The following is a 24,201-nucleotide window of genomic DNA, read 5'->3' on the forward strand; positions in this document are numbered from 1 at the left end:
ACGGTGCGCGCGACGACTGTCGTCTGGTCGTACGGTTGGCCGGGTGGTCGGTCGTCGGTGCGTCCGTCGCTCGCGGTCCCGCCGTCCGGGACCGGCTGGCTGTCGTCTGTCACTGTGTCTCACCTCGTTCCCGCATCCGGATCAGCGTCAACACCGCGAGTGCCGCCATCGCCACGACGGCGATCTCGCCCATCGTGTCGGTCGCCCGCAGGTCCACTAAGATCACGTTGACGACGTTCGAGCCGCCGCCGTAGTCCGTGAAGAACGCACCGTGTTCGCCCGGCGGGAGGTTGGCCCGCGAGACGAGCACCTCCGACAACGGCTCGGCCGGCGACGCGCTCGTCGAGACGACGACCGTGACGAACACGGTCGCGCCGACGAGCGTCGCCACGGCGCCGTCTCGGATCGCCCGCAGCCGCGACGGTTCGCCGTAGAACGCCGGCAGCCGGTTCAACACGAGCAGGAACAGGACGAGCACCAACGTCTCCACGACCAACTGCGTCAGCGCCAGGTCCGGCGCGTCCGCGAGGATGTAGAAGATCGCCACCATGAACCCCAGGATCGACAGCGTGAGCACGCCGGCGATGTGGGACGGCGCGCCGGTGACGGCGGCCGCGCCGACGACCGCGACCGCCAACACGATCACGAACGCAGGGGTCAGCCCCGCGGCGGGCGTCAGTGCCGGGATCGACACCGCGGCGACGAGGTACGCCCCCAAGGCGAGCACGGCCGTCGTCGCCACGGTCCAGGCGGCGTACGTCCGGACGAGTCCGGTCTGGGCCCACTCGGAGAACCGCCGGCCGGCCGTCGTCAGTCCGTTCACGCCGTTGTCGTACCACCAGTTCGCCCGGGCGGGGCCGGCCAGCAGCCGGCGGACGCCGCGGTGGAGTCGGTCGTACTGGGGCCACAGCAGTGCGCCGACGCCGATGGTGATCGCCGACATCACGACCGCGGGCTTCAGCTTCGTCGGGAACTTCACCGAGAAGGAGTGTGCCTCCCCGGCGACGGTGCTGGCGTACACGTCACCGACCAACAACCGGATGGCGCCGTTCGGGTCGGCGCTGATGGCCGCGACGGCGACCGCGAGCACGGCCGCCGGCGCCAGCATCGCCGCCGGCGGGCGGTGGACGTGTCCCAGCGTCTCCGGGCGGTCGCCCAGGAACAGGGAGAGGAACTTCACGGAGTAGAGGAAGGTGAACACGCTCCCGAGGACGGCGACGACCGGGAACACCCACGCCGCCCCGCCGGCGGCGTGACCCACCTCGTAGGTGGCCTCGAACAGCAGTTCCTTGGAGTAGAAGCCGTTGAACGGCGGCAGCCCGGCCATCGACAGCGAGGCGAGCCCGGCGATCACGGCCGTCACGGGGAGGTCGTGACGCAGCCCCCGGAGGTGTTCGATCTTTCGGGTGCCGGCCTCGTGGGCGACGATTCCGGCGACGAGGAACAGAGCCGCCTTGAACGAGGCGTGGTTGAGGACGTGGAACGCCCCCGTCTCGGCACCCAGCCCGTTCGCGGCGCCGAAGCCGGCGGTGATCAGTCCGAGGTGCGAGGCCGTCGAGTACGCCAACAGTTCCTTGATGTCCGTCGCCGCCACCGCGAGGACGGCCGCGACGGTCATCGTCAGCAGCCCCAGAGAGAGCACGACCACGGACCACTCCGGGACGAGCGTCTCGGCTTCGGCGGGCAGGAAGAACGGCCGGAACCGGCCCAGGAGGTAGACGCCCGCCTTCACCATCGTCGCGGAGTGGAGGAACGCCGAGACGGGCGTGGGCGCTTCCATCGCGTTCGGCAGCCAGACGTGGAAGGGCACCTGCGCGGACTTCGTCGCCGCGCCGACCCCGACCAGGAGGAGCGCGGGGACGAACAGCCCGGCAGTCCGCAGCTGCTCCCCGGTGGAGCCGGCCTGTGCGACCAACGACCCCTCGCCGGCGATCAGGGTCGTCCCGCCGGCCCACGCCAACACGAGGAAGCCCGCCAGCATGAACAGCCCGCCGGCGACCGTGATCAGCATCGACTTCCGGGCGGCGTACTGGGAGTCGTCGGCCGACGTGTAGTGGCCGATCAACAGGAACGACGAGAGACTCGTCAGCTCCCAGAACGTGAACAGGGCGAACAGGTCGCCCGCGAGCGCCACGCCCAGCATCGACCCCATGAACGCCAGCATCGTGGCGTAGTACTTCGCCTGGCCGGGTTCGCCGTGCATGTAGCCGCCGGAGTAGACGAGCACGAGCACGCCGACACCCGAGGCGAGGAATGCGATCAGGAGCGCGAGGCCGTCGACGTACAGGGCCAGCGACACTCCGAGCGAGGGGACCCACTCGACGGCGTACCGCGTCCCACCCTGGAGGCCGACGCCGGCGGCGTACAGCCGCCAGACGAGCCCGAGACAGACCGCCGCCACCCCGGCCGCGTAGTAGGCGGTCTGCTCCCCGAAGACCCGGTAGGCCGCGGGAGCCAGCGCCGCCCCGAGGAACGGGAGGAAGACGACGGCGAGGACGGTCTCTATCACACCACTAACTCGGCCAGACCCGGCCTTGAGTGTTGTCAAAGCTCGTGGTCCTCGCCGAGCGGACGGAGCGGACGGCTCCGGTCGGTCTCAGTCGTCGACGTGGATGGTCGTGACGGGGACGGCGGCGGCTTGACCGACGTGGTCGGCGACGCTGCCGGTGACGAGTCGGTCGAGCCCCTGGCGGTTGTGGGTGCCCATCACGACGAAGTCACAGTCCTGGTCCCGGACGGTCTCGACGATGGCGTCGCCCGGGTCGCCGGTTACGGTGACACGCTCCAACGGGACGGCGTCGTCGACGTGGTCGGCGACCGCCTCGAAGACGGCGTCTGCGCCGCGTGGTTCCGTGACGGTGCCGGTCTCCCCGGGCGCGGCGGTCCCCCCGTCGTCGTCCGGGTCGACGACGTGGAGCGCCAGAAGCTCGGCGTCGAGTGCGACGGCGAGGCTGCGGGCGTGGTCGACGACCGGGTCCACGTCGCCGTCGCCGGCGACCGGGAGCAGGATACGCTCGTACTCCATCGTACCTGCGTGTGGCGACACCACGGAGTTAACTCCTCGTGTTTCGCCGCGACGGACGCCACCCGTAGCTTTAGCACCTGGGGTGTAGTAACGCCGAACATGTCAACGATTGTGATAGAAGGCGGGACGGTCGCGGACGCAGACGGGACAGTCGTGGCGGACGTGGCGGTCGACACGGAGGCGGGAGAGATTCTCGCAGTCGGTGACGTGTCGGGAGCAGTCGAGGCGGCGACGACGGTGACGCGGCTGGACGCGACCGGACAGTTCGTCGCGCCGGGGCTCGTGGACGCTCACGTCCACCTCCAGATGGACGGTCGGCCGGACACCCAGTCCGGTCGCCACGAGCCGCGGGACAGTTACGCGTACACCGCGGCGTCGAACCTCCGGACGGCCGTCGAGAACGGGGTGACGACCGTCCGAGACCTGGGGGCGACCGGCGAGGTGGCGATCCAGGCCCGAGAGGCGGTCGCCGACGGCCGGCTCGTCGGGCCGCGGGTGTGCGCCTGTGGCCGGACGGTCGTCGTCACCGGCGGGCACACCCACTGGAGCGGTCGGGAGGCGGACGGTCCGGCGGAGGTCCGCAAGGCCGCCCGCGAACAGCTGAAACGCGGCGCGGACGTGGTGAAGTGTATGGCGACCGGCGGCGTCCTCACCGAGGGCGCCAAGACGGAGGCGACGGAGCTGACGCCCGCGGAGTTGGAAGCGCTCGTCGACGCCGCGTCGGCGAAGGGGGTGCCGACGGCCGCCCACGCTCACGGGAAGGCGGGGATCGTGAACGCCGCCGAGGCCGGGATCACGAGCGTCGAGCACGGGACGTACATGGACCGGGAGGCGGCCGCGACGATGGCAGAACACGACACCTACTGGGTGCCGACCGCCTCCGCCCTCCGCGGGATCGTCGACAACGCCGACGCCGAGGGGGGTATCCCGGCGGATGCGGTCGAGAAGGCGGAACGGGCCGCCGAGGTGTTCGCCACCTCTTTCGAGCACGCCGCCGCCGAAGGGGTCGAGATCGCAATGGGGACGGACGCCGGCACGCCGTTCAATCACGTCTCGGAGATTCCGACGGAGCTCCAGTACATGGTCGAGTACGGGATGGAGCCGGCAGCGGCGCTGGAGGCCGCAACTGTCACCGCTGCCGAACTGTGTGGCGTCGGCGACGTCGGACTGATCGAGGCGGGCTACGCCGCCGACCTGGTCGTCCTCCCGGCGAACCCACGCGAGGACCCGGCCGCCTACGAGGAACTGTCGGCGGTGATCGCCGACGGACAGCAGGTGGTCTGAGTCGGCGGTGGACACACGCCGGCCGCGTGGCCGACCATTCATACCGTCGCCCGGCGTAGCCGTCTCCGTGTCGCACAGACTCGGGTTCGAGACGCAAGACGAGGAGCACACCGGGGAGTCGCTGCCGGTGTCGGGGTCGCTGCCGGACTGGCTCGTCGGCCGGCTGATCCGCAACGGTCCCGGGCAGTTCGAGGCCGGCGAGACGGAACTGCGCCACTGGTTCGACCCGCTCGCCATGCTCCGGGCGTTCCGGATCGACGGGCGGACGGACAGCGTCACCTACACGAACCGGTTCGTCCGCAGCGAAGACTTCGAGTACGCCCGGCAGGAGGGGGGCGTCCGGCGAATGCTCCCGGGGACGCCCCCGGACCGACCCGTCTGGACGCGACTACGTCACAGCCTCAGCGGGGCGTTCCAGGACAACCCCTCTATCGGCGTGGCCAACTTCGGGAACACCGTCACGGCGATCACGGAGTCGCCGGTCGGTGTCCGCGTCGCCGCCGACGGCCTGGAGACGACCGGTCGGCGCGACCTGACGACCGGGCTGGACGCCGACTTCACGCTGGGTCACCCCCACTACGACCCCGACCGTGAGGTGTTCGTCAACCTCGCGGTGTCGTACGGCCGCGGGGCGACGTACACCCTGTTCGAGCGCGACCCACAGACGACGGCCGTCGAGCCGATCTGCGAGCTGCCGTTCGACGACGCGCCGTACGCCCACTCGTTCGCGCTCACCGACGAGTTCGCCGTGCTGGCGGCGATCCCGTACGGGTTGGACACGACGCAGTTGCTGACGGGTGCTCTCTCCGGCGGGACGTTCGTCGACGCCGTCACGTCGTTCGAGGACGGAATCGGCGGCGAGACGGAGACGAGAGACGCCCGGTTCGTCGTGGTCGACCGCGAGACCGGCGAGGTCCGGCGGGAGGTGCCGGCGGACCCGTTCTTCGTCTACCACCACGCGAACGCCTACCGCGACGGCGACGACCTCCTGGTGGACATGGTCGCGTACGACGACGAACGGGCGATGACGCGGCTCACCGTGTCCAACCTGGCGAGTGACGACCCGGACGTGCCCGCCGGCGACTTCGTTCGCTACCGGGTGCCGTTGGACGACGGCCGGGCGACCTACGAGACGCTGTACGAGGGCCAGGTGGAGTTCCCCACGTTCGACTACCCGACGAGGCTCGGGGAGTCGTACCGCTACTGTTACCTCGCGGCCAACGCCGACGGCTCCAGTCTCCCGACGCGGCTCGTCAAGTACGACTTACGAGAGGGGTCGACGACGACCTGGACACCCGAGGGGGAGGGGTACCCCGGGGAGCCGTTGTTCGAGGCCGCGCCGGGCGCCGACGGGGAAGACACCGGCGTGATCGTCACGACCGTGCTGGACGCCGACGCCGAGCGGACGGACCTCGTCGTGTTGGACGCCCGGGACATGACGGAGCGTGCCCGCGCGATGGGAGTCCACCGGCTGCCGTACGGCTTCCACGGCCAGTTCTACCGGGACGGCAACCGCGTCCGGAGTATGGCGTGAGTCGTCCGAAGCGGTAAGCCGTTCCGGGCCCCACCCAGAGCGTGAGACGGAGACGGTTCCTGCGAGGGGTCGGCGTCACCGCGGTCGCCGCAGCCGCCGGCTGTGGCGCCGCCGACGAGTCACAGACCCGGACGGTCAACCCCGCGCTGGCCGGCACGCCGACCCAGTCGTCGACCCCGACGGCGACGGCCACGGCGTGGGCCGCGCCCGCCAGCGCCGTCGTCCCGGCGGTCCTGCTCGGGGGGCACGTGGTCGTCTCCCGTGGCCCGCCCGAGGCCCCTCGGGTCGTCGGCTTGGACCCGGCAGACGGGAGCGTCGACTGGCGCCGGGAGTACGACGCCCCCGTCCGGGCGGACACGGACGGGCGACTGCTCGGCTTGTCGAGCGAGATCGCCGCCGACGAGCCGTTCGGCACGCTCGTCGACCCCGAGACCGGGCGACGGCTGTGGCGGACGGACGCCGTCTTGGGGGTGGAGGCGACGACGGCGACGCGGGCGGTCGTCGAACTGTGGCGGACGGACGGCCGCGGGCCGGACCGTAACGCCGTCTTGGAGGCGGACGGGCTCGGCGACTGGGGGCCCGTCTGGCGCGTTCGAGGCGACCCACGGCTGTTCGACGGCGACCGGCTGTACCTCACCCGGATGGACGGCCGGGTGGCGACCGTCGAGGCGCGAACCACCGACGGGACGGTCGTCTGGCGGCGGGGCTGGGAGACGACTGCCGGGGTCGCCTGGCTGGGGCACCACGACGGCCACTGTGTCGTCGCCGTCGGCGACACGGTCAGGGCGCTGTCGCTCTCCGACGGCGAGACTCGCGCTCGGGCGAGCAACCGGTTCGGGCTGGACGCCGCCGTCGTCGCCGGGGAGGAACGGCTCTACCTCGGGGCGGGCGTCCCCGGCGGCGACGGCGGCGGACTGCTCGTGCTCGACACGGCAGGCGGACGGTTCGACTGGCAGCCGCTGGAGGCGGCCGCACGCCCGGTCGCCGTCCGCGACGGGCCGGTCGTCCAGTTCGTCGACGAACGCGGGCGGTGGGTGGCGTCGTACGACCGGTCGCTGTCCCGGCGGTGGCGCCGCGGCGGCACGGCGGTCGCCGAAGACGACCTCGGGCTCTACCTCGCCGCCGGCCGTCGGCTGGCCGCCGTCGACGACGGCGGCGAGGTGCGGTGGCGCGTCACCCCGGAGGTGGGGAGCGGGTCGGCACCGCTCGACGGGCTCCGCGAACGGGAGGCGACACGGGTCCGGCTCGGGCCGGCGCTCGTCGTCGCCGGCAGTCGGGGGATGGTCTCGTACGACCCCCGCGACGGGACGGAGCGCGTCCGGGCCGAGGGGCTCGGGCCGGTGCGGCGCGTGCTCCCGCGGCAGTGGCTGGACCGCCCGACGCCGCCGTCTGGCGACCGAGTCGTGCTCGTCACCGGCGGCGCGGTTCACGCCGTCCCGGTGTGAGGGCGACGACGACGGCGACTCACCCGAACGGTTCGGCGACCACCGTCGTCGTCTCCCCACCCGGGCCAGTCACCCGAACGGTCGCCGTCGGCGGCGGTGTCCCCTCGTCTGGGAGTCTGACGAGCAGGAGTCGCGTGGGCGCCGCCTGTGTCGGCCCCGGGTCGACCTCGTGGACTGCCAGCCGCGGCTCGGTCGTGCCCACCGCCTCCACGGACTGGAGTCGGAGTCTGGACGCCCCGGAGGTGGCCCGCCGCTGAACGACGACGACACTCGCCGTCGAGAACTCCGTCGCCGCGGTGAACCGGTACCCCGACAGGGAGACGTCCGTCGCCGACTCGACGGCCGCGTGGAACTGCTCTGCGTCAGTCGACGACGCCAGCAACGCGGCCGCCGTGTCACTGTCGCCGAGCGGTCGTGCAGCGGTCCGGCCGACGACACCGTCGGGGGCGAACGGCCACGCCGCCGCGTAGTTCGTGTGGTTCAGGTCGTTGGCTGTGTCAGTCGGCTTGTCGGTATTCGTCCGAGTGGGAGTTGTCTCGTCGCTCCCGTCCGTCAGAGTCCTCGTTCCTTTACCATCCGTCGCTGTCTGGGTGTTGTCTCCTTCGGTCGTCTCCGTCTCGGCGCTCGGGCTGTCGGCACCACACCCACTCAAGCCGATCGTCATCCCCGCGAGGAGCGCCGAGACGCGGCGTCGTGTAATCTTGTCAGCGTTTGTTAAACTACCGACACCCAAATTCATGCGTAACAAGTATTCACTTTTTACGCGTGAATTTTTTAATTCTCAGAACTTTGGTGATCAATCCATCGATACTGCTATCGCCGTTGTTACACCAGATTTGGTACGTTCAACACATCGCCTTGTTGTGAGGATTCGCTAGGACAGACCGTGTAGTTGGACATCTCGTGGTACTTACGAACGTGATCGTAGTACGAGATTGGACCATTCGCGGACGCATGGATCGCGGTCCCAGCACCGACGATTGGCGATGCATATGAGGTCCCAGCGATGGTCACACTCGCGTCAGTATCGTACTCGTATGCCGAGTAGACGTTCGGTTGGAACCCGTAGTCTCCCCAGTCGGTGTGACACCACTTACAGTAGGCAGTGTCGTAGTTGTCCGCGTAGTAGTCGATAGACCCATAGTTCGAGTTCTGATCGTAACTGTACCCACCCGAACAAGAGCCGAAGTAGCCACCGACGCCGATGGCGTGATACGAGGTCGCTGGATGACACACCTCGCTGGACTCATCATCGTTCCCCGTTGCGACGGTCATCGCGTACCCCGCGCTTGTGTACGAGTCAAGTTCTTCACACAGTGTACTCGTACAGTACGGCTCGTTAGCTGCGGTCTCCAGTGCTGTCACACTGGCCGGGATGTCGTTTTTTACAGCGTACTCGATTGCGTTGCGCCACTCACTGGCCTTGATGTCTTCCGACGTGTCGTACACACGGAGCGGAACGTGGTGACTCGAACTCGTCGTCTTCCCGTCAAGCATGAACGCTGTTGCGTCCATCACGTTCGTTCCGTGGGTAGCGTCGGAGGACTTCCACGACCCTGCACCCGTGAAGTCCTTTGCAAGCCCGGTGTCGATGCCTTGTGACTCCGCCCAGTTCTTGCTCCATTCGGTCGCATGTCCGCCATCACCGTATGCGTACCCTAAGTTGAAGCAGCCAATTTTTAGACTGGAGTCAAGGCTGTGTGATACTCCATCGAAGTCGCTGTGGGAGCTGCTACGTAGGTCATCGGCTGACGGAGGTGTCGCGGTGGTTGAGAGCTGTGAGTTGGTTTCTCGCAAGCGCACTTCGGGATCGTGCCCGATCTCCAGTACGAACCCGAGGTCAGCGATCTCTGCAACATCATCAACCTGTACACTTGAGAGACCCACCTTCGTTGAGGCGACTTCAGGGACGTACCGGACTGTCCCGTAGCTTCTGAGTTGTTCTACTTCGCCAGGAGCCGGCTGCCATCCGTGGAGGGTTCTCCCGAACGAACCGTTAGACGTGTACCTTGCTCTGCGGCCGGTTGTTGTGACCGTGATGTCTACTCTCTCTTGGTTACTCTTTTCGAGCTGTTCTCGAAGGTGAGGCGTTAAGAGGGCCGACCGCTTACCGCTCCGTTCGTACTGACGGACCAGCCTTCGGGCTGCCGATAGGTCGGCTATGTGGCGGAAGTACGCGGGGTCACGGAACGAATCACCGTCTGTGCCATGCTGCGAGTAGGTGTTCGGGAGTTGCTTGTCGGTTGGTTGACCTTGTGCGACTCTTGATCCGAGGACTCCGACAGCACCGAGGGCACCAGCGGACTTGAGTACGCCTCTTCTCCGATAGTTTAGCTTGTCTTCGTTGGACATACGTAATGATACGAGTGGAAATTGTATATATCTTGTGATTCCCCTAAGTTCTAGAAAACTTTTGGCAGGCGGAATTGCTTGTGAGAGTATATGAATGGCTTCGGTAAGACGAAGATTTCAAAACGATACCGAGACACTGCTCTCCTGACGCCGGACCGACGACGTTCCGACAGATTCCTACTCCCCCCCGGCGAACCGCCGGTCGTGACCGGAGCGACGACCGCCGGGCGACGACGGGGTGAGCCGGCGTGTACGTGAGCCACTACTTCGAGTGGGAGTCGGCGATCACGGGCGGCCACTACCAGACCGTCCAGAACCAACGCCGGATCTTGGACGACCACGGCGTCGCCTACACGACGGAGCCGGACCCCTCGGCGGACCTGCTCCACCTCAACAACATGGGGCCACGCTCCGTCGTCGCCGCGGTCCGGGCGCGGCGGCGCGGGACGCCCGTGCTCGTCCACACCCACCAGACGGCCGAGGACTTCGAGGAGAGCTTCGCGTTCTCGAACGTCCTGGCGAAGCCGCTGCGGCCGTACCTGGAGTTCGCATACGGGCTCGGGGACCACCTGGTCTGCCCGTCGACGTACACGAGCGACGTGATCGCGGGGTACACGGACACTCCGCGGACGGTGATCTCCAACGGCTTCGACGCCGACCGACTGGCCGGTCACGACGACCCCGACCTCCGACGGGAGTACCTGGACCGGTACGATCTAGAGCCGCCCGTCGTGTTCAACTTCGGCCACGTGATCGAGCGCAAGGGGCTGTCGGCGTTCGTGGAGACCGCCAGACGGATGCCCGAGGTGGACTTCGCGTGGTTCGGCTACCTCAACCCCACCGGCGGCCGCCTGGACGCCGTGCTCAAGAGCTCCACCGTCCGCCGGACCGTCCGCGAGAGCCCCGACAACTGCACGTTCACGGGCTACGTCGAGGACCCACGAGGCGCGTTCGCCGCCGGCGACGTGTTCTTCTTCCCGACGAAGAACGAGAACGAGGGGATGGTGTTGTTGGAGGCGATGTCGTGTGGCCACCCGCCCGTCGTCCGGGACATCCCCACCTTCGAGTGGCTCACCGGCGGGGAGGACTGCCTGAAGGCCGACGGGGTCCCCGGGTTCGTCGACGCCCTCTCGACGTTGTTGGACGACCCCGAGCGCCGCGACCGTCTCGGCGACCACGCCGCCGAGTTGACCACCGACTACGGCCTGGACGCCGTCGGCGAGGAACTGTTGGACCTGTACGCGGATCTCGTCGGCGAGGACCCACGCGGGAGCTGAGTCGAGGCGTGGCCCTCACTCCGGCGTCTCGTGGAGGAACGTCTGGAACTCCGCCGTCCGGCCGTCCGGGTCGTCTGCGAAGAACTGGTAGATCTCGTACGGCTCGTTGAGGTGTGGTTCCTCGCGGGCGGCGTCGCCGACGCGGTCGTGGAACTCGTCGACGCCCGCGCGGTCGTCCGTGACGAACGTCAGGATCCCCTCCGTCTCCGTCTCGCCGTCGTCGGCGTCACAGAAGCCGAACCGGAACCCCTCGTACGTCAGAATCGTGCAGCCCGGCTGTTCCAGCCAGACGCTCGCCCCGACCGTCTCTGTGTACCACTGTACGACCCGTTCGCGGTCTGCCGTCCGGAAGAAGACGAGTCCACTCACGTCACCGGCGTCGCTGCCCGGGGACAAAAGCGTGGGCGGTGTCGCTTCCGGTCTACCGGAAGGGCTCGGTCACTCCCCCTCGCTCGGCCGTTCCTCGGGCGGCACGACCCCCGCGACGAGCACGACGAACCCCACGACCCCGGCGACGCCGAACGCCGGCAGCGCCGCCAGCTCCAGCTCCTGTGACAGCCCCGTCGCCGCGACCGCGACCCTGACGGCCAGGTAGCCTGCGACCGCGAACAGGATCGTGAACCCCCCGACCAGGACTCGTCGCGGCTCCAGGCGTGCGCCACTCGTGTCGTCGCTGCTCACGTTCCCTCGGGCGGTTGGCTCGGTCTTAGTCCCTCCGGACTCGTCGGCCGGCGAGGCGGCCCGGACCCGGAGTTTATCCGCGATGCCGCGCAACTTCTGGGCGAGTCGATGGCCCACGTCGAACGTGTCTCCGTGGAGGGGTTCAAGAAGATCGAGGAGCTGACGGTAGAGCCCGGGCAGTTCACCGTCGTCACCGGGCGGAACAACTCCGGGAAGACCTCGTTGCTGGAGGCGATTCGGCTGGGGTGTGAGCCAGGAAGTGTAGACCAATTTACCCATTCAGACCTGGTGCACTCTAATGGCACTCCTGGTAGAGGAGTCGAGAAAGTATTCAATAGACAACGGAGCGAATCTGTCGTTGAGGTGAAAGTTGGCGATCAAGAAGGGCTGACGAGGCTGCGTCCGGCTCCAGTCGCACAGGCGAGGGCAGCGGTCGCGCAGGCGGCAGCGAACCTACTCGAGTCGAGTGCTGGGGGGTTCGAGGATCTGATAAGAACCCTATCGGACCACCGTGAGTTTGAGCCGATCAGGGAAGAGCCGGAGGAGGGTATTCCTAATCTGATTGCAGACCACATACCCACAGACAGTCAGTGGGTTCGTCACGGAGTCTCTGTTCTGGAAGTCGACGGTGAGTCTTATCCGATTGTCGAGGATCCGGGGACAGTGGAGAAGGCTGCCGGAACATTTATACACAGTTTGAATGCAGAGACTGGGATCGATCTGGCAGAGAAGTTCGACGTTCGGCTATCTGACGAGCCGGAAGGAGAGGGTATCACAACGATAGTCCCACGCGGACTGGTGCGGCGGCCGTCTCTCCCGACTGAAGTGAGTCCAGACCCTCGCACTTCCACGAACTTCGTCACCCACGGGACCACAATCAAGCCTGACAAAGAAGAACCGATCAAGACCGACAACGTCGGCGACTTCCTCCGCGAGAAGGAGATCGTGGACGATCTCAAGACGTTCACGCTCGACGACCTGATCTTCGACCCCGAAGACGGCGAGAAGTACTCCGTCCCGTTCGAGCAGATGGGCGAAGGGTTCCGAGCTATCGTCGCGCTGCTGTGGGAACTGCTCGACGACGACCTCCCCGAAGTCCTCTTCCTCGAAGAGCCGACCACGCACATGCACCCGGGCTACGTGCGCGAGGTGGTGTACTTCTTGATCGGGCTGGCGATGGAGGAGGATATTCAGTTGTTCGTCACGACACACAGTAACGACTTCCTGAACGACCTGTTCAACGAGAATCTGCGTGACGACGAAGTCGCGTTCCTCGAAGAGGAGTTCAAGCTGTTCCAGATGCAGGACGGCGCCGCGAAGACGCTGGAGTACCGCGAGGCGGAGCGGTCGCTGACCGAGTTGTACAACGATCTGCGGGGACTATGACCCAGGAACGAGATCGCGTCGTTCTCTGCGAGGGGAAGCGCGACGTGCGGCTCGTCGAACAGTTCTACGAACTGGAGTACGCCGGCGTCGAGGTGGATCGGTTTCTCGCCGAAGACGTGGACCACCAGCGCGTCCGGAACTTCGAGCGACGGAAGCTACAGAACTTCACCGAGCGTCGCAACCCGTACGACGTTCTGGTGAAGTCGGAGAACGGGGTGGAGAATCTCGAGTTCCAGTTCGCGGGGCTGTGCAACGTTCTGTTGAAGCAACCAGACTACGAGGTGTGTCTGCTCACGGATCTCGACAAGAAAAACTACGATCACCTGACACACGGCTCGGACATCCGGAAGTACCGAGAACTGCTCAAGCAGTTGGACGAGCGGATCCAATCGGTCCACGAGGGCCGAGCGTACGAGATCGAGTGGTCAGATCCACACGCGAAGACGAGCGTCCAGGTCGCCGGAGAGGCGACGCTCCACAGCAAACAGGGACCCGTCGGGAGCTTCGACGTGCTGGCGTTCCGATCAGATCTCGAAGAGGCGAGCGACATCCGCGACGGCGATAGAGACGAGACGGAAGGTGACAAACTGCGTTCGTTTCTGGCGAGTGCGGACTCCAGAGCGATGACGCGCGTCCTCTGACTACTCGTCCGCGGGCGTCACACCCTCCTCTTCACCTTCCGCCAGATCGCGTCGCATCGCCATCTCGAACCACGGGCAGAGTCGAAGCTGCCGGTAGAACTCGGGGTTGTCGTGGAGGTGTTCGTAGTTGGCCCACAGCAGTCCGGCGATCTCCTCGTCGTCCGGGTCGAGCGAGATGTCCGACAGCGTCACCTTCAGGACGGCACACACCTCCCACTCCAGGCCGGCGTTCTCGTAGTAACGCTTGTACTCGAAGCGGTCGGTGACGCGGAGGTCGTCGTACTGGTCGGGGGTGATGCCCAGTTCCTCCTCCAGTCGCTGTCGGGTGGCGGCCTCCTGGCTCTGCCCCTCGACGGGGTGGGAGGCAACGGTGCCGTCCCAGCAGGTGTCCCAGAGGCGCTTGTCGTGGGCGCGTTGGGCCAGCAGGATACGGCCCTCCTCGTCGAAGACGAGACAGGTGAACGCACGGTGACGGATGCCGTCGCCGGTGTGGGCGTCGAGCCGGTTGACCGTCCCCTGGGGCTCGTCGTCGCCGTCGACGGCGATCACGTCCTGGAGTGCGTTCTCGTGGGCCGGTTCCTCGGCGGACTCCGCCGCCGACTGGGCGTCGTCTGCGCTCATACGCCGACAGACGGCGAGGGGTATGAAGGCAGTTCCGATACGGCGTTGTAGCTGGTGTTCGACGGCGCAGGCGTAGTGTCACGCCTCGTCGGCAGTCAGTCGGTGCTCGACGCCGAGGTACCCGAGCGCGACGACCGTGGCGACGGCCCACCCGCTCAGCAGCGTGGCCAGTTGGGTCGCGGGACCGGCTGTGTCGAACGACACTCCGACGGTATGAGGGGCAACGAGGCTCACACCCGGTATGCACACACCGAGCGCGACGATGTACACTGCGAGGAACACGACCGGGTGTGACAGTGAACGGGTGCCCCGGCCGGGTTCTGACATCCGTCCACCGAACTCCCCACGAGATACTTCAGTTTTGCTCGTCCGATCCGGGGGTCTCTGGCCCGGAGACGCAGTAGGGCGTTCGGACACTCCCCGACGCTCGGAAGTCGTCTCTCACCCCAGCCGTTCGTCCAAGATCAGTCGCGTCTTCGTCCCCTCCACATCGTCCACCTCCCGGGCGCGGGAGATGAGTTCGTTCACCGCCGCAGTGTCGACACAGTCGACGACCAGGACGATGTCCTCCTCGCCGGAGACCTGCCAGACGAAGTCCACCTCGGACCACTCCGCGAGGCGGTCCGACACCTCGCTGGTGTCGACGTTCATGTCGACGCTGATCTCCACCATCGCCTTCACGTTGCCCGTCCGAGTGGTGACGGTGAACCGTTCGATGATCCCCTCCTCTGTCATCCGGTCGACGCGATTTCGAACTGTCCCCTCGCTCGTGCCGACCGCCTCGGCAATCTCCGTGTACGGCGTCCGTGAGTCGCGTCGTAGCCGATTGAGGATCTCCCTGTCGAGGTCGTCCATACGACCCAGTCGACCGCCACCCACAAACGAATTACGAATTTCGTAACTCGCTTCGAACGACACAGTTATGCCCCGCCGGTTCGTCCGTTTCTCGTAATGACGAACGCCTACGTAGCGCTGGCGGACGGACGCGTGTTCGAGGCACGCTGTCGTGCGCCGGGGCGTGCGCGCGGAGAACTGGTGTTCACCACGGCGTACACGGGCTACGAGGAGTCGCTGACGGACCCCTCCTACGAGGAACAGGTGTTGACGTTCTCGTACCCGTTGGTCGGCAACTACGGCGTCCGGCCCGAGCGGTTCGAGTCCGAGCGAGTCCACCCGAACGCGGCCGTCGCCCGGGAGTTCACGGACGACGTGGCAGAGTGGCTCGCCGAGGCGGACGTGCCGGCGGTCGACCACCTCGACACCCGAGAGATCGTCACGAGCGTCCGCGAGGAGGGGGCGATGGCCTGCGGAATCGCGGCCGGACCCGAGGCGACGCCCGCGGACGCCCGGGCGGAGTTGGACGACGCCGTGCCGATGTCGGACCACACGGAGATCGGCGCCCAGGTGTCGACGCCGGAGGCGTACACGGTCGCCGGCGGGGACGAGGCCGACGTGGCGCTCGTCGACTGCGGTGCCAAAGGCTCCATCGTCTCCTCGCTCACGGAGCGCGGGGCGACCGTCCACGTCCTCCCGCACGACACGACGCCCGCGGAGCTGACCGACTACGACCCGGACGTGTTGTTCCTCTCGAACGGGCCGGGCGACCCGGCGACGTACGGGGCCGCCGAGACGCTCGTCTCGGAGTTCCTCGGCGAGCTCCCGGTCGCCGGAATCTGTCTGGGCCAACAGATCGTCGCCCGCGCCGTCGGCGGGGAGACGGAGAAGATGGCGTTCGGCCACCGCGGCGTCAACCAGCCCGTCCGCGACCTGGAGTCGGATCGGGTCGTCATGACGACCCAGAACCACGGCTACTCCGTCGCCGACCCCGGTCCGTTGGAGGTGACGCAGGTGAACGTCAACGACGGCACCGCCGAGGGGTTGGACCACGAGGAGTGGAACGTCCTGACGCGTCAGTACCACCCGGAGGCGAATCCCGGCCCGCACGACTCGCTCGGCTTCTTCGACGACGTGCTCGCGGCCGTCGAGGCCTCCCCGCGGGTCGCTGCGGACTGACCACGAACGACACCGTTGAAGTAGCCGGGTCGCAGACGGCCTCGTATGGCCGACCACCACGACCACGACCACTACCGTGAGTTCGACGACGAGCGTGTGACCAGCCCGATGCAGTCGTTCGGCGGGCGCGAGGTGGCCGTCGGCACCCTCGTCGCCGCCGTCGGCTTCTTCGTCCTGTTCGGCGTCCCGACGCTGTTGGGCGTCTGACCGACGACGACACCGTCTTCGCCGACCGTCACCGTCGCGTTCGCGACGAACCCGGGGTCGCCGGCGACGAGTGCCGTCGTCCGGTCGTCCAGCCGGCGGAGTCTGTACGTCCGGCCGTCACTCCGCCAGCCGGTCGTCTGGCCGTTCGGGCCCGTGACGGCGGAGCGGTTCTGTGTCGCGTTCAGGTAACGGCCGAACGCCGCCGTGAACTCCCGGGCGTCGCCGACGGTGTCCCAGCGGTGTGTCCAGACGTAACCCGCAGCGTCGGTCGTCTCACTCTCCGTTCCGTCGACGAACACGAGTCGTTCGTCCGTCCCCCAGCCGGCGGCCGCTCGGGCGGCGACGGACGGCTCCAGTCGGGTCGCCAGCGTCTCCCGGACGAACAGTTCGCCGAACGTCGTCCGGCGGCGGGGGCGTGTCTCGTACGTCTCCGTCTCGGCTGTCACCGGGAGCGTCGCCTGCGGGCCGGCGTCGCGGCCGTGGAGCAGTTGTTCCGTCGTCTCCGGCGGCGACTCGTACACCCGCTCCAGCCCCGCCGGCGAGTCCAGCCGGTCGCGGACGTGACGAGCGCCGTAGTAGTAGATCCCGTAGCTGATCCGGCCGACGGTCGTCCGGTCGGCGAGGAGCCGCCGCAGGTCGTCGATCCGAGTGGTCGTCGCGTTCTGGTAGCGCCGTTGGTAGACACTCTCCGTGTAGACTGCGGTCCCCTCCAGCAGCGCCGTGACGACGTAGCTCTCGTCGACGGTCACTCGCCCGCCGGCGACGGCGCGCCGGAGCGTGACCGGACGACGGTTACTGAACTGGAGGACGTGAACCGCCTCTTGTGCGAGCGTCGCCTCCAAGAGCGCCGGTCGCGCCGTCAGATTGCGGTTGACGACGATCCGGTCCGGGTTCGCCACGAAGGCGGGGTACGCCTGGGTCCCGTTCGGGCGGGCGATGCCGAGCACGTCGAAGAACGGGGGGTACCGCCCTGGCCCGACCTGCGTGCCGGCGTCACGCCGGATCTCGACCGTCGACGGCGGCTCGGCGTCGGGTCGGTCGGCGAGCAGTGCCGTCCGGGCGAACACGAGCGAGACGTTCGTCGGGAGCGCCGCCGGCGTGTCGACGTCGTACGTCGCCGCGAGCGCACGCGGTGACCGTGGTGGGGTGGGTGTCGCCGTCCGGGTGGTGTCGTCTCCTGCGGGCGCGTCCGCCGCGGAACTGTCGGTTCGGCCGGCAGTCGTCGCCGGCGTGTCGCCGCCGGCAGTCGTCGCCGGCGTCTTCGCGTCCCCGGCGGCAGTCGTCGCGGGAGTCCCGGTCTCGGTAGCCGACGGCTGTCGTGTCGCGGGTGCGTCACAGCCGGCGAGGACGAGACAACAGACGACGAGGAGGATGCGGAGACGAGCGCGCACGGCGGATGCGTCTACGCGGGGCGAAATAACTCCTGTGCCGGCCGCTGGCTCACGACAGCGCCGCGCCGACGGTGTCACGGAGCTCGGCGACGGTCGCGGCGTCGAGTTCGACCGTCTCGCCGCCGACGGTCAGGCTCACGACGCCGGTGTCGTCGGCCGTCCCGAGTTCGGCGACGGGCACGTCGTCCGGGAGCGTCGCGCGGACGGCCGCGGGGTCGGTCGTCTCGACGACGGCCCGGCCGGGTTGTTCGTGGAACAGGGCGGGGACGTCCGGGAGGCTCGCAGACAGGCCGGCGTCGGCGGTCGCCGTCTCGGCCAGCGTGACTGCGAGCCCGCCGTGGCTCGCGTCGTGGGCGGCGGTGACGGACGGGTGGGCGACGGCGTCGCGGACGGCCGCCAGCGTCCGGGCTGGGTCGGCCGGGAGCGACGGGAACCGGTCACTGCCGCCGATCTGGGCGAGGTACTCCGAGCCGCCGAGTCGGGCGTCGGCGTCGCCCGCGAGCACGCGGTCGCCGACGACGAGCAGTGTCCCGTCGCCGGTGAGTGTCGTCGGCGGGGCGTCCGTGTCCGGCCGGGTGCCGAGCACGGCCAGCGTCGGCGTCGGCGGGATCGGTCCGCTCTCGGAGTCGTTGTACAGCGAGACGTTGCCGCCGACGACCGGGAGGTCCAGGTCGCCACAGCCGTCCGCGAGCCCGTCCACGACCGCCCGGAAGCGACCGTACGTCTCCGGGTCCTCCGGGTTGCCGCCGTTGAGACAGTCGACGGCCGCCAACGGCTCCGCGCCGACGGTCGCGAGGTTGGCGGCGTTCTCCAGCGCGACCGCCCGAGCCCCCTCGTACGGGGCGGCGTCCGTCCACCGCGGCTCCGCACCCGCCGACAGCGCCAGCCCGGAGTCGGCCGCGCGGAGCGCGAGCACCGCCGCGTCCCCGCCGGGCCCGGTCGCCGTTCGGGCACCCACCTCGTGGTCGTACTGGCGGTACACCCACTCCTTCGACGCCGTGTTCGGCGCCGACACCACCGTCTCGACGGCCTCCCGGAGCGGGGGTGTCGACGGGCGGTCGCGGGCGGGCCGTTCCGGCTCGACGTGGTCGAGATCGTTCGCCGGGGCGCCGTCGCCGAGGAACTCGGCGTCGGCGTCGACCACGGTCTCGCCGTCGGCGACACAGACGAACCGGTCTCCGGTCACCTCGCCGACGACGGAACAACCGAGGTCGAACCGGTCGGCGATCTCGCGGACACGGTCCACGTCCTCGGGCGCCACCTCGTAACACATCCGTTCCTGGCTCTCCGACAGCAACACCTCCACCGGGGTCATCCCCGTCTCGCGGCGGTGGACGGCGTCTAAGTCGATCCGAGCGCCCAGTCCGCCCTTGGCGACCATCTCCGAGGCGGCACCGCCCAGCCCGGCGGCACCGAGGTCGCGGGCGGCGACCGGGAGCCCGGCGTCGATCAGCGCCTCGTTGCACTCGATCAGCCGTTTCTCGGCGTACGGGTCGCCCACCTGGACCGCCGGGCGGTCTTCCGTCTCGGCGTCTTCGTCCAGGTCCTCGGAGGCGAACGCCGCGCCGCCGAGCCCGTCCCGGCCGGTGGCGTTGCCCACGAGCACGAGCTTGTCGCCCGGCGTCTCTGCGTCGGCGGTGACGAGCCTGTCGGCGTCCGTCAGCCCCACGCAGGCGACGTTGACGAGCGGGTTCCCCTCGTAGTCCGGGTGGAACGCGACGCTGCCGCCGACCGTCGGCACGCCGATGGAGTTGCCGTAGTGAGAGATCCCCTCCACGACCCCCTCGAACAGGTACCGGGAGTGCTCGCGGTCGAAGTCGCCGAAGTACAGCGAGTCCAACAACGCGATCGGGTACGCCCCCATCGAGAGGGTGTCGCGGACGATTCCGCCGACGCCCGTCGCCGCACCGTCGAACGGGTCGACGTAGGAGGGGTGGTTGTGGCTCTCGACCCCGAAGGTGAGGTACGGCTCTGGGTCCGTTTCGGCTCCCGACTCACCCTCGCCGGCCGCGTCGCCGACGGGAACGGCCACGACGGCCGCGTCGTCGCCCGGACCGACGACGACCTGCTCGCCGTCGGAGTCGAAGGCGGTCAGGAGCCGGCGCGAGGACCGGTACGCGCAGTGTTCACTCCAGAGGTTCTCGAAGAGGGCCCGCTCGGCACGGGTCGGCTCTCGCCCGAGCTCCGACTCGATCAGGTCGCGGTCCGCGTCGTCGAGCGGCATTCGCGTTCGTGTTCACTGCTCCGTGTCATATGCGTTTCCATACGCACGTTCGTGTAGCGTGGAGCGCGTGACGGGGGTGTGGCGCGCTACCGGGGCGGCCGGAGTGCGAGCGCCCCGACCCCGGCGAGAATCGCCAGCGCGCCGCCGACCGCGAACGCGACGGACCACGAGGCGGCGCCGACGACCCAACCGACGACCGCGCCGCCGAACACCCCGCCCCACATCTTCCCGGAGTACAGCAGCGCGTAGTTGGCCGAGGAGTGCTCGCGGCCGTAGTAGTCGCCGACGACCGAGGGGAACAGGGTGTACTGTGGCGACCAGAAGAAGGTAGCCACGATCACGGCGGCGACGAACGCGAGCGGCCGGCCGGCGCGAGCGAACAACACCGTCCCGAGGACACCGACGCCACACAGCAGGAACGACGCCGCCATCGCCCGTTCGCGGTCGACCCGGTCCGAGAGGTCGCCGACGACGAGCCGGCCGACCCCGCCCGCGACCGGGAGCACCGTCGCCGACGCCGTCGCGGTGACGGCGTTCAGCTCCAGCGCGTCCGCGAACGCGACGATCTGTGCCGTCAACATCAGCCCCGCCGCCGACACCCCGATGAACATCCCGTACATCAGCCAGAACTGCCAGGTGCCCAGCATCTCCCGCCACTCGTACTGGCGGGTGTCCCCGTTCGTCGCCGGGTCGCCGGCACTCTCGTCTCTGCTCCCGTCGCTCTCGCTGCCCTCGCCGTTCCTACCGCTCTCGCCGTTCCCGTCGCCGTCGCCGTTCTCCACGTCGACGCCGTCGAGCCAGCCGTTCGGCGGGTCGCGGAGCACGACCGCGCCGACCAGAATGCCCAGCCCGATCACGAGGCCGAGGTTCTGGAGCACGCCCGGGTACCCCCCGACGGTGGCGTTCGCCCGGACGTACGGCACGACCAGCGCCGACCCGCCCGCGAACGCCATCGTCCCGATCCCGGTCGTCAGCCCCCGGCGATCCGGGAACCACTTCAGCGCCGTGTTCACCGCGACGGTGTAGACGATCCCCACCCCGACGGCGCCCAGCGAGTACAACAGGTACACCTGCCACACCTCCGTCGCCACGGACAAGCCGAGGTAGCCGCCGCCGGCGAGCACACCCGCCACGAGCGTGAGCCGCCGCGGACCGTGTCTGTCGCGGTACCACCCGACCGGAAACTGCGAGCCGGACTGGAAGATCACGAACAACGTGAACACCAGTCCGATCGCCTCCGGCGACACGTTCAGCGCCGACTCCAGCGGCGACTGGATCGACGACCAGACGTACTGGTACGGGCTCACGAGCCCCATCATCGCCGCCGCGGCCGCGACCTGCCACCAGCGCGAGAAGCCGAGTTCCTCCTTCGCTCGGGCGGCAATGCGTCCGTCTTGGCCCGACGAGGCCGTCTCGCTCATGTGCCGTGGTGTCTCGTGACCGGTATCAGAATTGCGTTCGCGGAGGCTACCGAACTCCGTGTCCACTTTCACGACGGTGGCCCTAGTTACTTCTGTCCACGTCATCTACCGTAGCGTATGTCGCACGAGAAAGAGTCGAAACACACGTTAGCGGGCATCGGAACTGGATCCACTCTCGGCGCGATGGTAGGGGGTCCAGCAGGAGCACTCGCAGGTGCAGTCCTCGGAGGGGCACTCGGGTACAACAAGGACACCGAAGAGGAGTAAGTGAGAGACGCCTGGTGAAATACTCAGAGGCTCTACCAACACGCAGGCTGTTCGGTGCAAACCATCGGTGGGACTGGGATTCGAACCCAGGAGGCCTGACGGCCACCTGCTCTCAAGGCAGGCGCAATAGTCCACTCTGCCATCCCACCGCGTCTGGACTGATGGTCGTCTGTGATTTCAACCTACCGTTCGCGGCTCGGGAACAGACGAGATGGCGCTGGGGAATGTGCCGCAGGCGGTCGAGGTTTTTGAGGTGAGAGGACACGGGTTCGCTCGGAGACAGCAGACCCCCGCACACAGTTTATGTAGCGCGGAACGCAAAGGACCAAATGGAGATGCCAGAGTTTGTCGAATACAGCATTCGACACCTTCCGGACAGTGACAGTCACGACAGTGTCGGTTTGCTCGTCGGATGCTCCGGAGACCGAGACGAACTCAAGCGAGACGTTTGCTCTCTCGACACCGAACGTGTCGATGAAGTGGGACGGAAGACACTGCTTGTGGAACTCCCGGCGTCCGAGGCTGGGGAGATTTGGGAACTCGACAGCATCGAATCGATCGAACCGAACGACACTGGTGTCGAGACACAGGGAAGCTCGTAGTTCTCGACCATCTCTCCCCCGGACAACTGGAAAAATCGGGTTTATTACTCGTTTCTTAATTCGGTACCCTACCACCGATGTAATCACGGGCAGCCGCACTCTGCCATCTCACCGCGTCTCTGACCCCGTCCAGACCGCCGTCGGAAACTGTCGTTCCTCTCGGCTCACTCGCGTGTGATTCCGTCCCAGCCGTGGGTGTCGTAGTACCGACGGAGGGCGTCGGCGAGGGCCGTGACCGCGCGTTCGCGGGTCGTCTCCCCGTCGGTCGCGGTCGTCTCTGGTACCGCCCGCACGACCGCCGCCGGCGGAACTCGGTCCCGACGGTACGGCGCGGCGTTCGTCAGCGTGGTCTCGACCACGCCGTCGCCGTCGGCGACCGTCGTCTCGACCGCACAGACGACACACGCGACGTGTCGCGGCGGCGAGCCGTCGCGGCACCGGTTCGCCTCGGCGACGTGCGCGAGGAATCTGTCGGAGCTGTCGACCGGTGGCTCTTCACCGAGTGGGTACGGAGGTGGCTCGCTCACGGCTCGACAGCTGTGACTATCTGTGGTAATTGTTGGGCCGGTGTCCAGGCAGTTCACCACTCCCCGCCGAAGGAGACTTGCAGACCGACCTCGTCGGCGAGCAGTTCGAGCTTCCGGCGCTTGTCCGCGACACTCAACGAGGTGTACAGGAACGTCCCGTCGAGGAGTTCGTAGAACGCCCGCATCCGTCGCCCGTCGGGGTGGTCGGCGGTGTCGTTGAGCAGACAGTTCTTCTGCGCCCGTGGCGTGGAGTACGGGAGTTCGACCCGGTCGGTCAGATCGTGTGCCGCGATCAGGTGGTCGACGGCGGTCCCCAGCGCCTGCCTCTGTTCCGCGGGTGGAGACTCGCCCGGGGCTGGGAGACGCCAGCCGTCGTCGAAACCGACGGCGTACCCCTCCGACACGTCCTCGACGCGCCAAACGTCGCCGTCGACGGACGCGCCGCGGGTCGGTGCCGTCGTGCCGCCGTCCGTCGGCGTGTACGACTCGGCGACGAACTGACGACGATCCTCCAACACGGCCGCGAGGTCGCGGACGAACTCGCGCGCCTGCTCGCTCGTGTCGACGCCCACGTCGCCGACCTCCGACTCGACCGTCTCCGCGACCGCCTCCGCGACGGCCGTCTCCTCGCTGCGGAGGTGTTCGATCGCCTCACTCGTCCGCCTGATCTCCTCTGCGATCTCCCTGGCGCGCCCGGACTGGATCGACTCCTTCGTCAGCAGTTCCAACACGTCCGGGTCGTCCCCGAGGTCGGCGAGGTCGAACTCCACGACGGACACCTCACCACTCTCGTCGGCGTTCTTCGACAACACCTCGAACTGACGACCGTTCGTCAACACGCCCCACTCGACGCCCAGTTCCTGCCGCATGTAGCTCCGTAGTTGCTCGACGTTGTCGTCGGTCAACCCCGACCGAGCCGCCTTCGCCTCGACGAACACGGCAGGTGAGTCGCCGACCGTCAGCGCGTAGTCGACGTGTGTCGTCCGGGTGGCGAACCGGACGGTGTACTCCAGTTCGACCTCGGTCGACCGGAGGTCCCACCCCAGCAGTTCGAGAAACGGGTTGACGAGCCGAACCTTCGTCGTCTCCTCGTCCATCTGGGGGGAGGCGTCGATCAGCCCCTGGCTCTGATCGACGTACTCCGCGACCGCGTCCTCGTCCATTTTGAGTACAGTTCGAAAGCGTTCAGTATAATACTGCGGTTACGACGGTGTCGTGTGGTCTGCCTGTTTGCCGAGTTTCTGACTACCATAGAGAAGAGAAACCAACACGGCACTGCGGACTGTTTCTACGTAGGGTTGCG

The 24,201-nt window shown here is 67.8% G+C and carries 22 protein-coding genes, 1 tRNA gene and 1 pseudogene; 9 read left to right on the forward strand and 15 right to left on the reverse strand.

What is annotated here, in order from left to right:
* Positions 1-109: 109 nt before the first annotated feature.
* Both mbhE and RYH79_RS11285 read right to left on the reverse strand, forming a co-directional pair.
* A complete protein-coding gene (gene mbhE / locus RYH79_RS11280; protein ID WP_370899144.1) occupies positions 110-2,509 on the reverse strand; it encodes a hydrogen gas-evolving membrane-bound hydrogenase subunit E in 2,400 nt (799 codons plus the stop codon).
* 87 nt (positions 2,510-2,596) lie between these two features.
* The gene (locus RYH79_RS11285; RefSeq protein ID WP_370899146.1) at positions 2,597-3,025 is read right to left on the reverse strand and encodes a universal stress protein; all 429 of its coding nucleotides are present in this window, start codon (positions 3,023-3,025) and stop codon (positions 2,597-2,599) included.
* A gap of 99 nt (positions 3,026-3,124) precedes the next feature.
* Here RYH79_RS11285 and RYH79_RS11290 point away from each other — a divergent pair, with 99 nt between their 5' ends.
* The 3 genes from RYH79_RS11290 to RYH79_RS11300 all read left to right on the forward strand — a co-directional run bounded on the left by RYH79_RS11290 (position 3,125) and on the right by RYH79_RS11300 (position 7,288).
* On the forward strand, positions 3,125-4,309 hold the full coding sequence (locus RYH79_RS11290) for a metal-dependent hydrolase family protein (RefSeq protein ID WP_370899148.1): 1,185 nt from the start codon (positions 3,125-3,127) through the stop codon (positions 4,307-4,309).
* A 67-nt stretch (positions 4,310-4,376) separates the two neighbouring features.
* The gene (locus RYH79_RS11295) at positions 4,377-5,843 is read left to right on the forward strand and encodes a carotenoid oxygenase family protein (RefSeq protein ID WP_370899150.1); all 1,467 of its coding nucleotides are present in this window, start codon (positions 4,377-4,379) and stop codon (positions 5,841-5,843) included.
* Positions 5,844-5,884: 41 nt separating this feature from the next.
* Entirely contained in the window at positions 5,885-7,288 is a 1,404-nt protein-coding gene (locus RYH79_RS11300) for an outer membrane protein assembly factor BamB family protein (protein WP_370899152.1), read from the forward strand.
* 19 nt (positions 7,289-7,307) lie between these two features.
* On the opposite strand, the gene RYH79_RS11305 is transcribed toward RYH79_RS11300, so the two are convergent.
* A complete protein-coding gene (locus RYH79_RS11305; protein ID WP_370899154.1) occupies positions 7,308-8,027 on the reverse strand; it encodes a hypothetical protein in 720 nt (239 codons plus the stop codon).
* An 86-nt stretch (positions 8,028-8,113) separates the two neighbouring features.
* Positions 8,114-9,640 (reverse strand): hypothetical protein, encoded by a 1,527-nt coding sequence (locus RYH79_RS11310; RefSeq protein ID WP_370899156.1) that lies wholly within the window; start codon positions 9,638-9,640, stop codon positions 8,114-8,116.
* 248 nt (positions 9,641-9,888) lie between these two features.
* Between RYH79_RS11310 and RYH79_RS11315 the strand changes: the two genes are divergently transcribed.
* A complete protein-coding gene (locus tag RYH79_RS11315; protein WP_370899158.1) occupies positions 9,889-10,917 on the forward strand; it encodes a glycosyltransferase family 4 protein in 1,029 nt (342 codons plus the stop codon).
* A gap of 15 nt (positions 10,918-10,932) precedes the next feature.
* Here RYH79_RS11315 and RYH79_RS11320 read toward each other — a convergent pair whose 3' ends face one another.
* Both RYH79_RS11320 and RYH79_RS11325 read right to left on the reverse strand, forming a co-directional pair.
* Positions 10,933-11,286, reverse strand: coding sequence for a VOC family protein (locus RYH79_RS11320; protein ID WP_370899160.1), 354 nt, complete (start codon positions 11,284-11,286; stop codon positions 10,933-10,935).
* Between the two features lie 69 nt (positions 11,287-11,355).
* Positions 11,356-11,598, reverse strand: coding sequence for a hypothetical protein (locus tag RYH79_RS11325; protein WP_370899162.1), 243 nt, complete (start codon positions 11,596-11,598; stop codon positions 11,356-11,358).
* Between the two features lie 108 nt (positions 11,599-11,706).
* Here RYH79_RS11325 and RYH79_RS11330 point away from each other — a divergent pair, with 108 nt between their 5' ends.
* Together RYH79_RS11330 and RYH79_RS11335 are read left to right on the forward strand one after the other, a co-directional pair.
* Complete coding sequence (locus RYH79_RS11330; protein WP_370899164.1) at positions 11,707-12,984, forward strand: AAA family ATPase; 1,278 nt, start codon at positions 11,707-11,709, stop codon at positions 12,982-12,984.
* Positions 12,981-13,625, forward strand: a complete 645-nt coding sequence (locus RYH79_RS11335) for a hypothetical protein (protein ID WP_370899166.1) — start codon at positions 12,981-12,983, stop codon at positions 13,623-13,625. Before RYH79_RS11330 ends, RYH79_RS11335 begins: the two co-directional genes overlap by 4 nt.
* Here the strand turns inward: RYH79_RS11335 and RYH79_RS11340 are convergent, their stop codons facing one another.
* From RYH79_RS11340 to RYH79_RS11350, 3 genes are all read right to left on the reverse strand, one after another.
* A complete protein-coding gene (locus RYH79_RS11340) occupies positions 13,626-14,246 on the reverse strand; it encodes an NUDIX hydrolase (RefSeq protein ID WP_370899168.1) in 621 nt (206 codons plus the stop codon).
* Positions 14,247-14,324: 78 nt separating this feature from the next.
* Positions 14,325-14,573, reverse strand: coding sequence for a hypothetical protein (locus RYH79_RS11345; RefSeq protein WP_370899170.1), 249 nt, complete (start codon positions 14,571-14,573; stop codon positions 14,325-14,327).
* A 114-nt stretch (positions 14,574-14,687) separates the two neighbouring features.
* Positions 14,688-15,101 carry an Lrp/AsnC family transcriptional regulator gene (locus RYH79_RS11350; RefSeq protein WP_370899172.1) on the reverse strand — a complete coding sequence of 138 codons (414 nt, stop codon included), beginning with the start codon at positions 15,099-15,101 and terminating at the stop codon, positions 14,688-14,690.
* A gap of 96 nt (positions 15,102-15,197) precedes the next feature.
* Here RYH79_RS11350 and carA point away from each other — a divergent pair, with 96 nt between their 5' ends.
* Complete coding sequence (gene carA, locus RYH79_RS11355) at positions 15,198-16,259, forward strand: glutamine-hydrolyzing carbamoyl-phosphate synthase small subunit (RefSeq protein ID WP_370899174.1); 1,062 nt, start codon at positions 15,198-15,200, stop codon at positions 16,257-16,259.
* Between the two features lie 45 nt (positions 16,260-16,304).
* The gene (locus RYH79_RS18075; protein WP_489753353.1) at positions 16,305-16,466 is read left to right on the forward strand and encodes a DUF7550 family protein; all 162 of its coding nucleotides are present in this window, start codon (positions 16,305-16,307) and stop codon (positions 16,464-16,466) included.
* A 71-nt stretch (positions 16,467-16,537) separates the two neighbouring features.
* On the opposite strand, the pseudogene RYH79_RS11360 reads toward RYH79_RS18075, so the two are convergent.
* The 4 genes and pseudogenes from RYH79_RS11360 to RYH79_RS11375 all read right to left on the reverse strand — a co-directional run.
* Positions 16,538-17,935, reverse strand: a pseudogene (locus RYH79_RS11360) (hypothetical protein); the annotation flags it as partial.
* On the reverse strand, positions 17,907-20,081 hold the full coding sequence (purL, locus tag RYH79_RS11365) for a phosphoribosylformylglycinamidine synthase subunit PurL (RefSeq protein WP_370899178.1): 2,175 nt from the start codon (positions 20,079-20,081) through the stop codon (positions 17,907-17,909). The pseudogene RYH79_RS11360 and the gene purL, both read right to left, overlap by 29 nt.
* A gap of 86 nt (positions 20,082-20,167) precedes the next feature.
* Positions 20,168-21,502, reverse strand: coding sequence for an OFA family MFS transporter (locus tag RYH79_RS11370; protein WP_370899180.1), 1,335 nt, complete (start codon positions 21,500-21,502; stop codon positions 20,168-20,170).
* Between the two features lie 332 nt (positions 21,503-21,834).
* Positions 21,835-21,918 (reverse strand) — tRNA-Ser (locus RYH79_RS11375).
* A gap of 180 nt (positions 21,919-22,098) precedes the next feature.
* Between RYH79_RS11375 and RYH79_RS11380 the strand changes: the two genes are divergently transcribed.
* On the forward strand, positions 22,099-22,371 hold the full coding sequence (locus RYH79_RS11380; protein ID WP_370899182.1) for a hypothetical protein: 273 nt from the start codon (positions 22,099-22,101) through the stop codon (positions 22,369-22,371).
* A gap of 164 nt (positions 22,372-22,535) precedes the next feature.
* Here RYH79_RS11380 and RYH79_RS11385 read toward each other — a convergent pair whose 3' ends face one another.
* The gene (locus RYH79_RS11385) at positions 22,536-22,898 is read right to left on the reverse strand and encodes a hypothetical protein (protein ID WP_370899184.1); all 363 of its coding nucleotides are present in this window, start codon (positions 22,896-22,898) and stop codon (positions 22,536-22,538) included.
* A 53-nt stretch (positions 22,899-22,951) separates the two neighbouring features.
* A complete protein-coding gene (locus tag RYH79_RS11390) occupies positions 22,952-24,061 on the reverse strand; it encodes a type I restriction enzyme HsdR N-terminal domain-containing protein (protein ID WP_370899186.1) in 1,110 nt (369 codons plus the stop codon).
* Positions 24,062-24,201 lie beyond the last annotated feature (140 nt).

The sequence above is a fragment of the Halobaculum sp. MBLA0143 genome (assembly GCF_041361465.1).
Taxonomy (GTDB): Archaea; Halobacteriota; Halobacteria; order Halobacteriales; family Haloferacaceae; genus JAHENP01.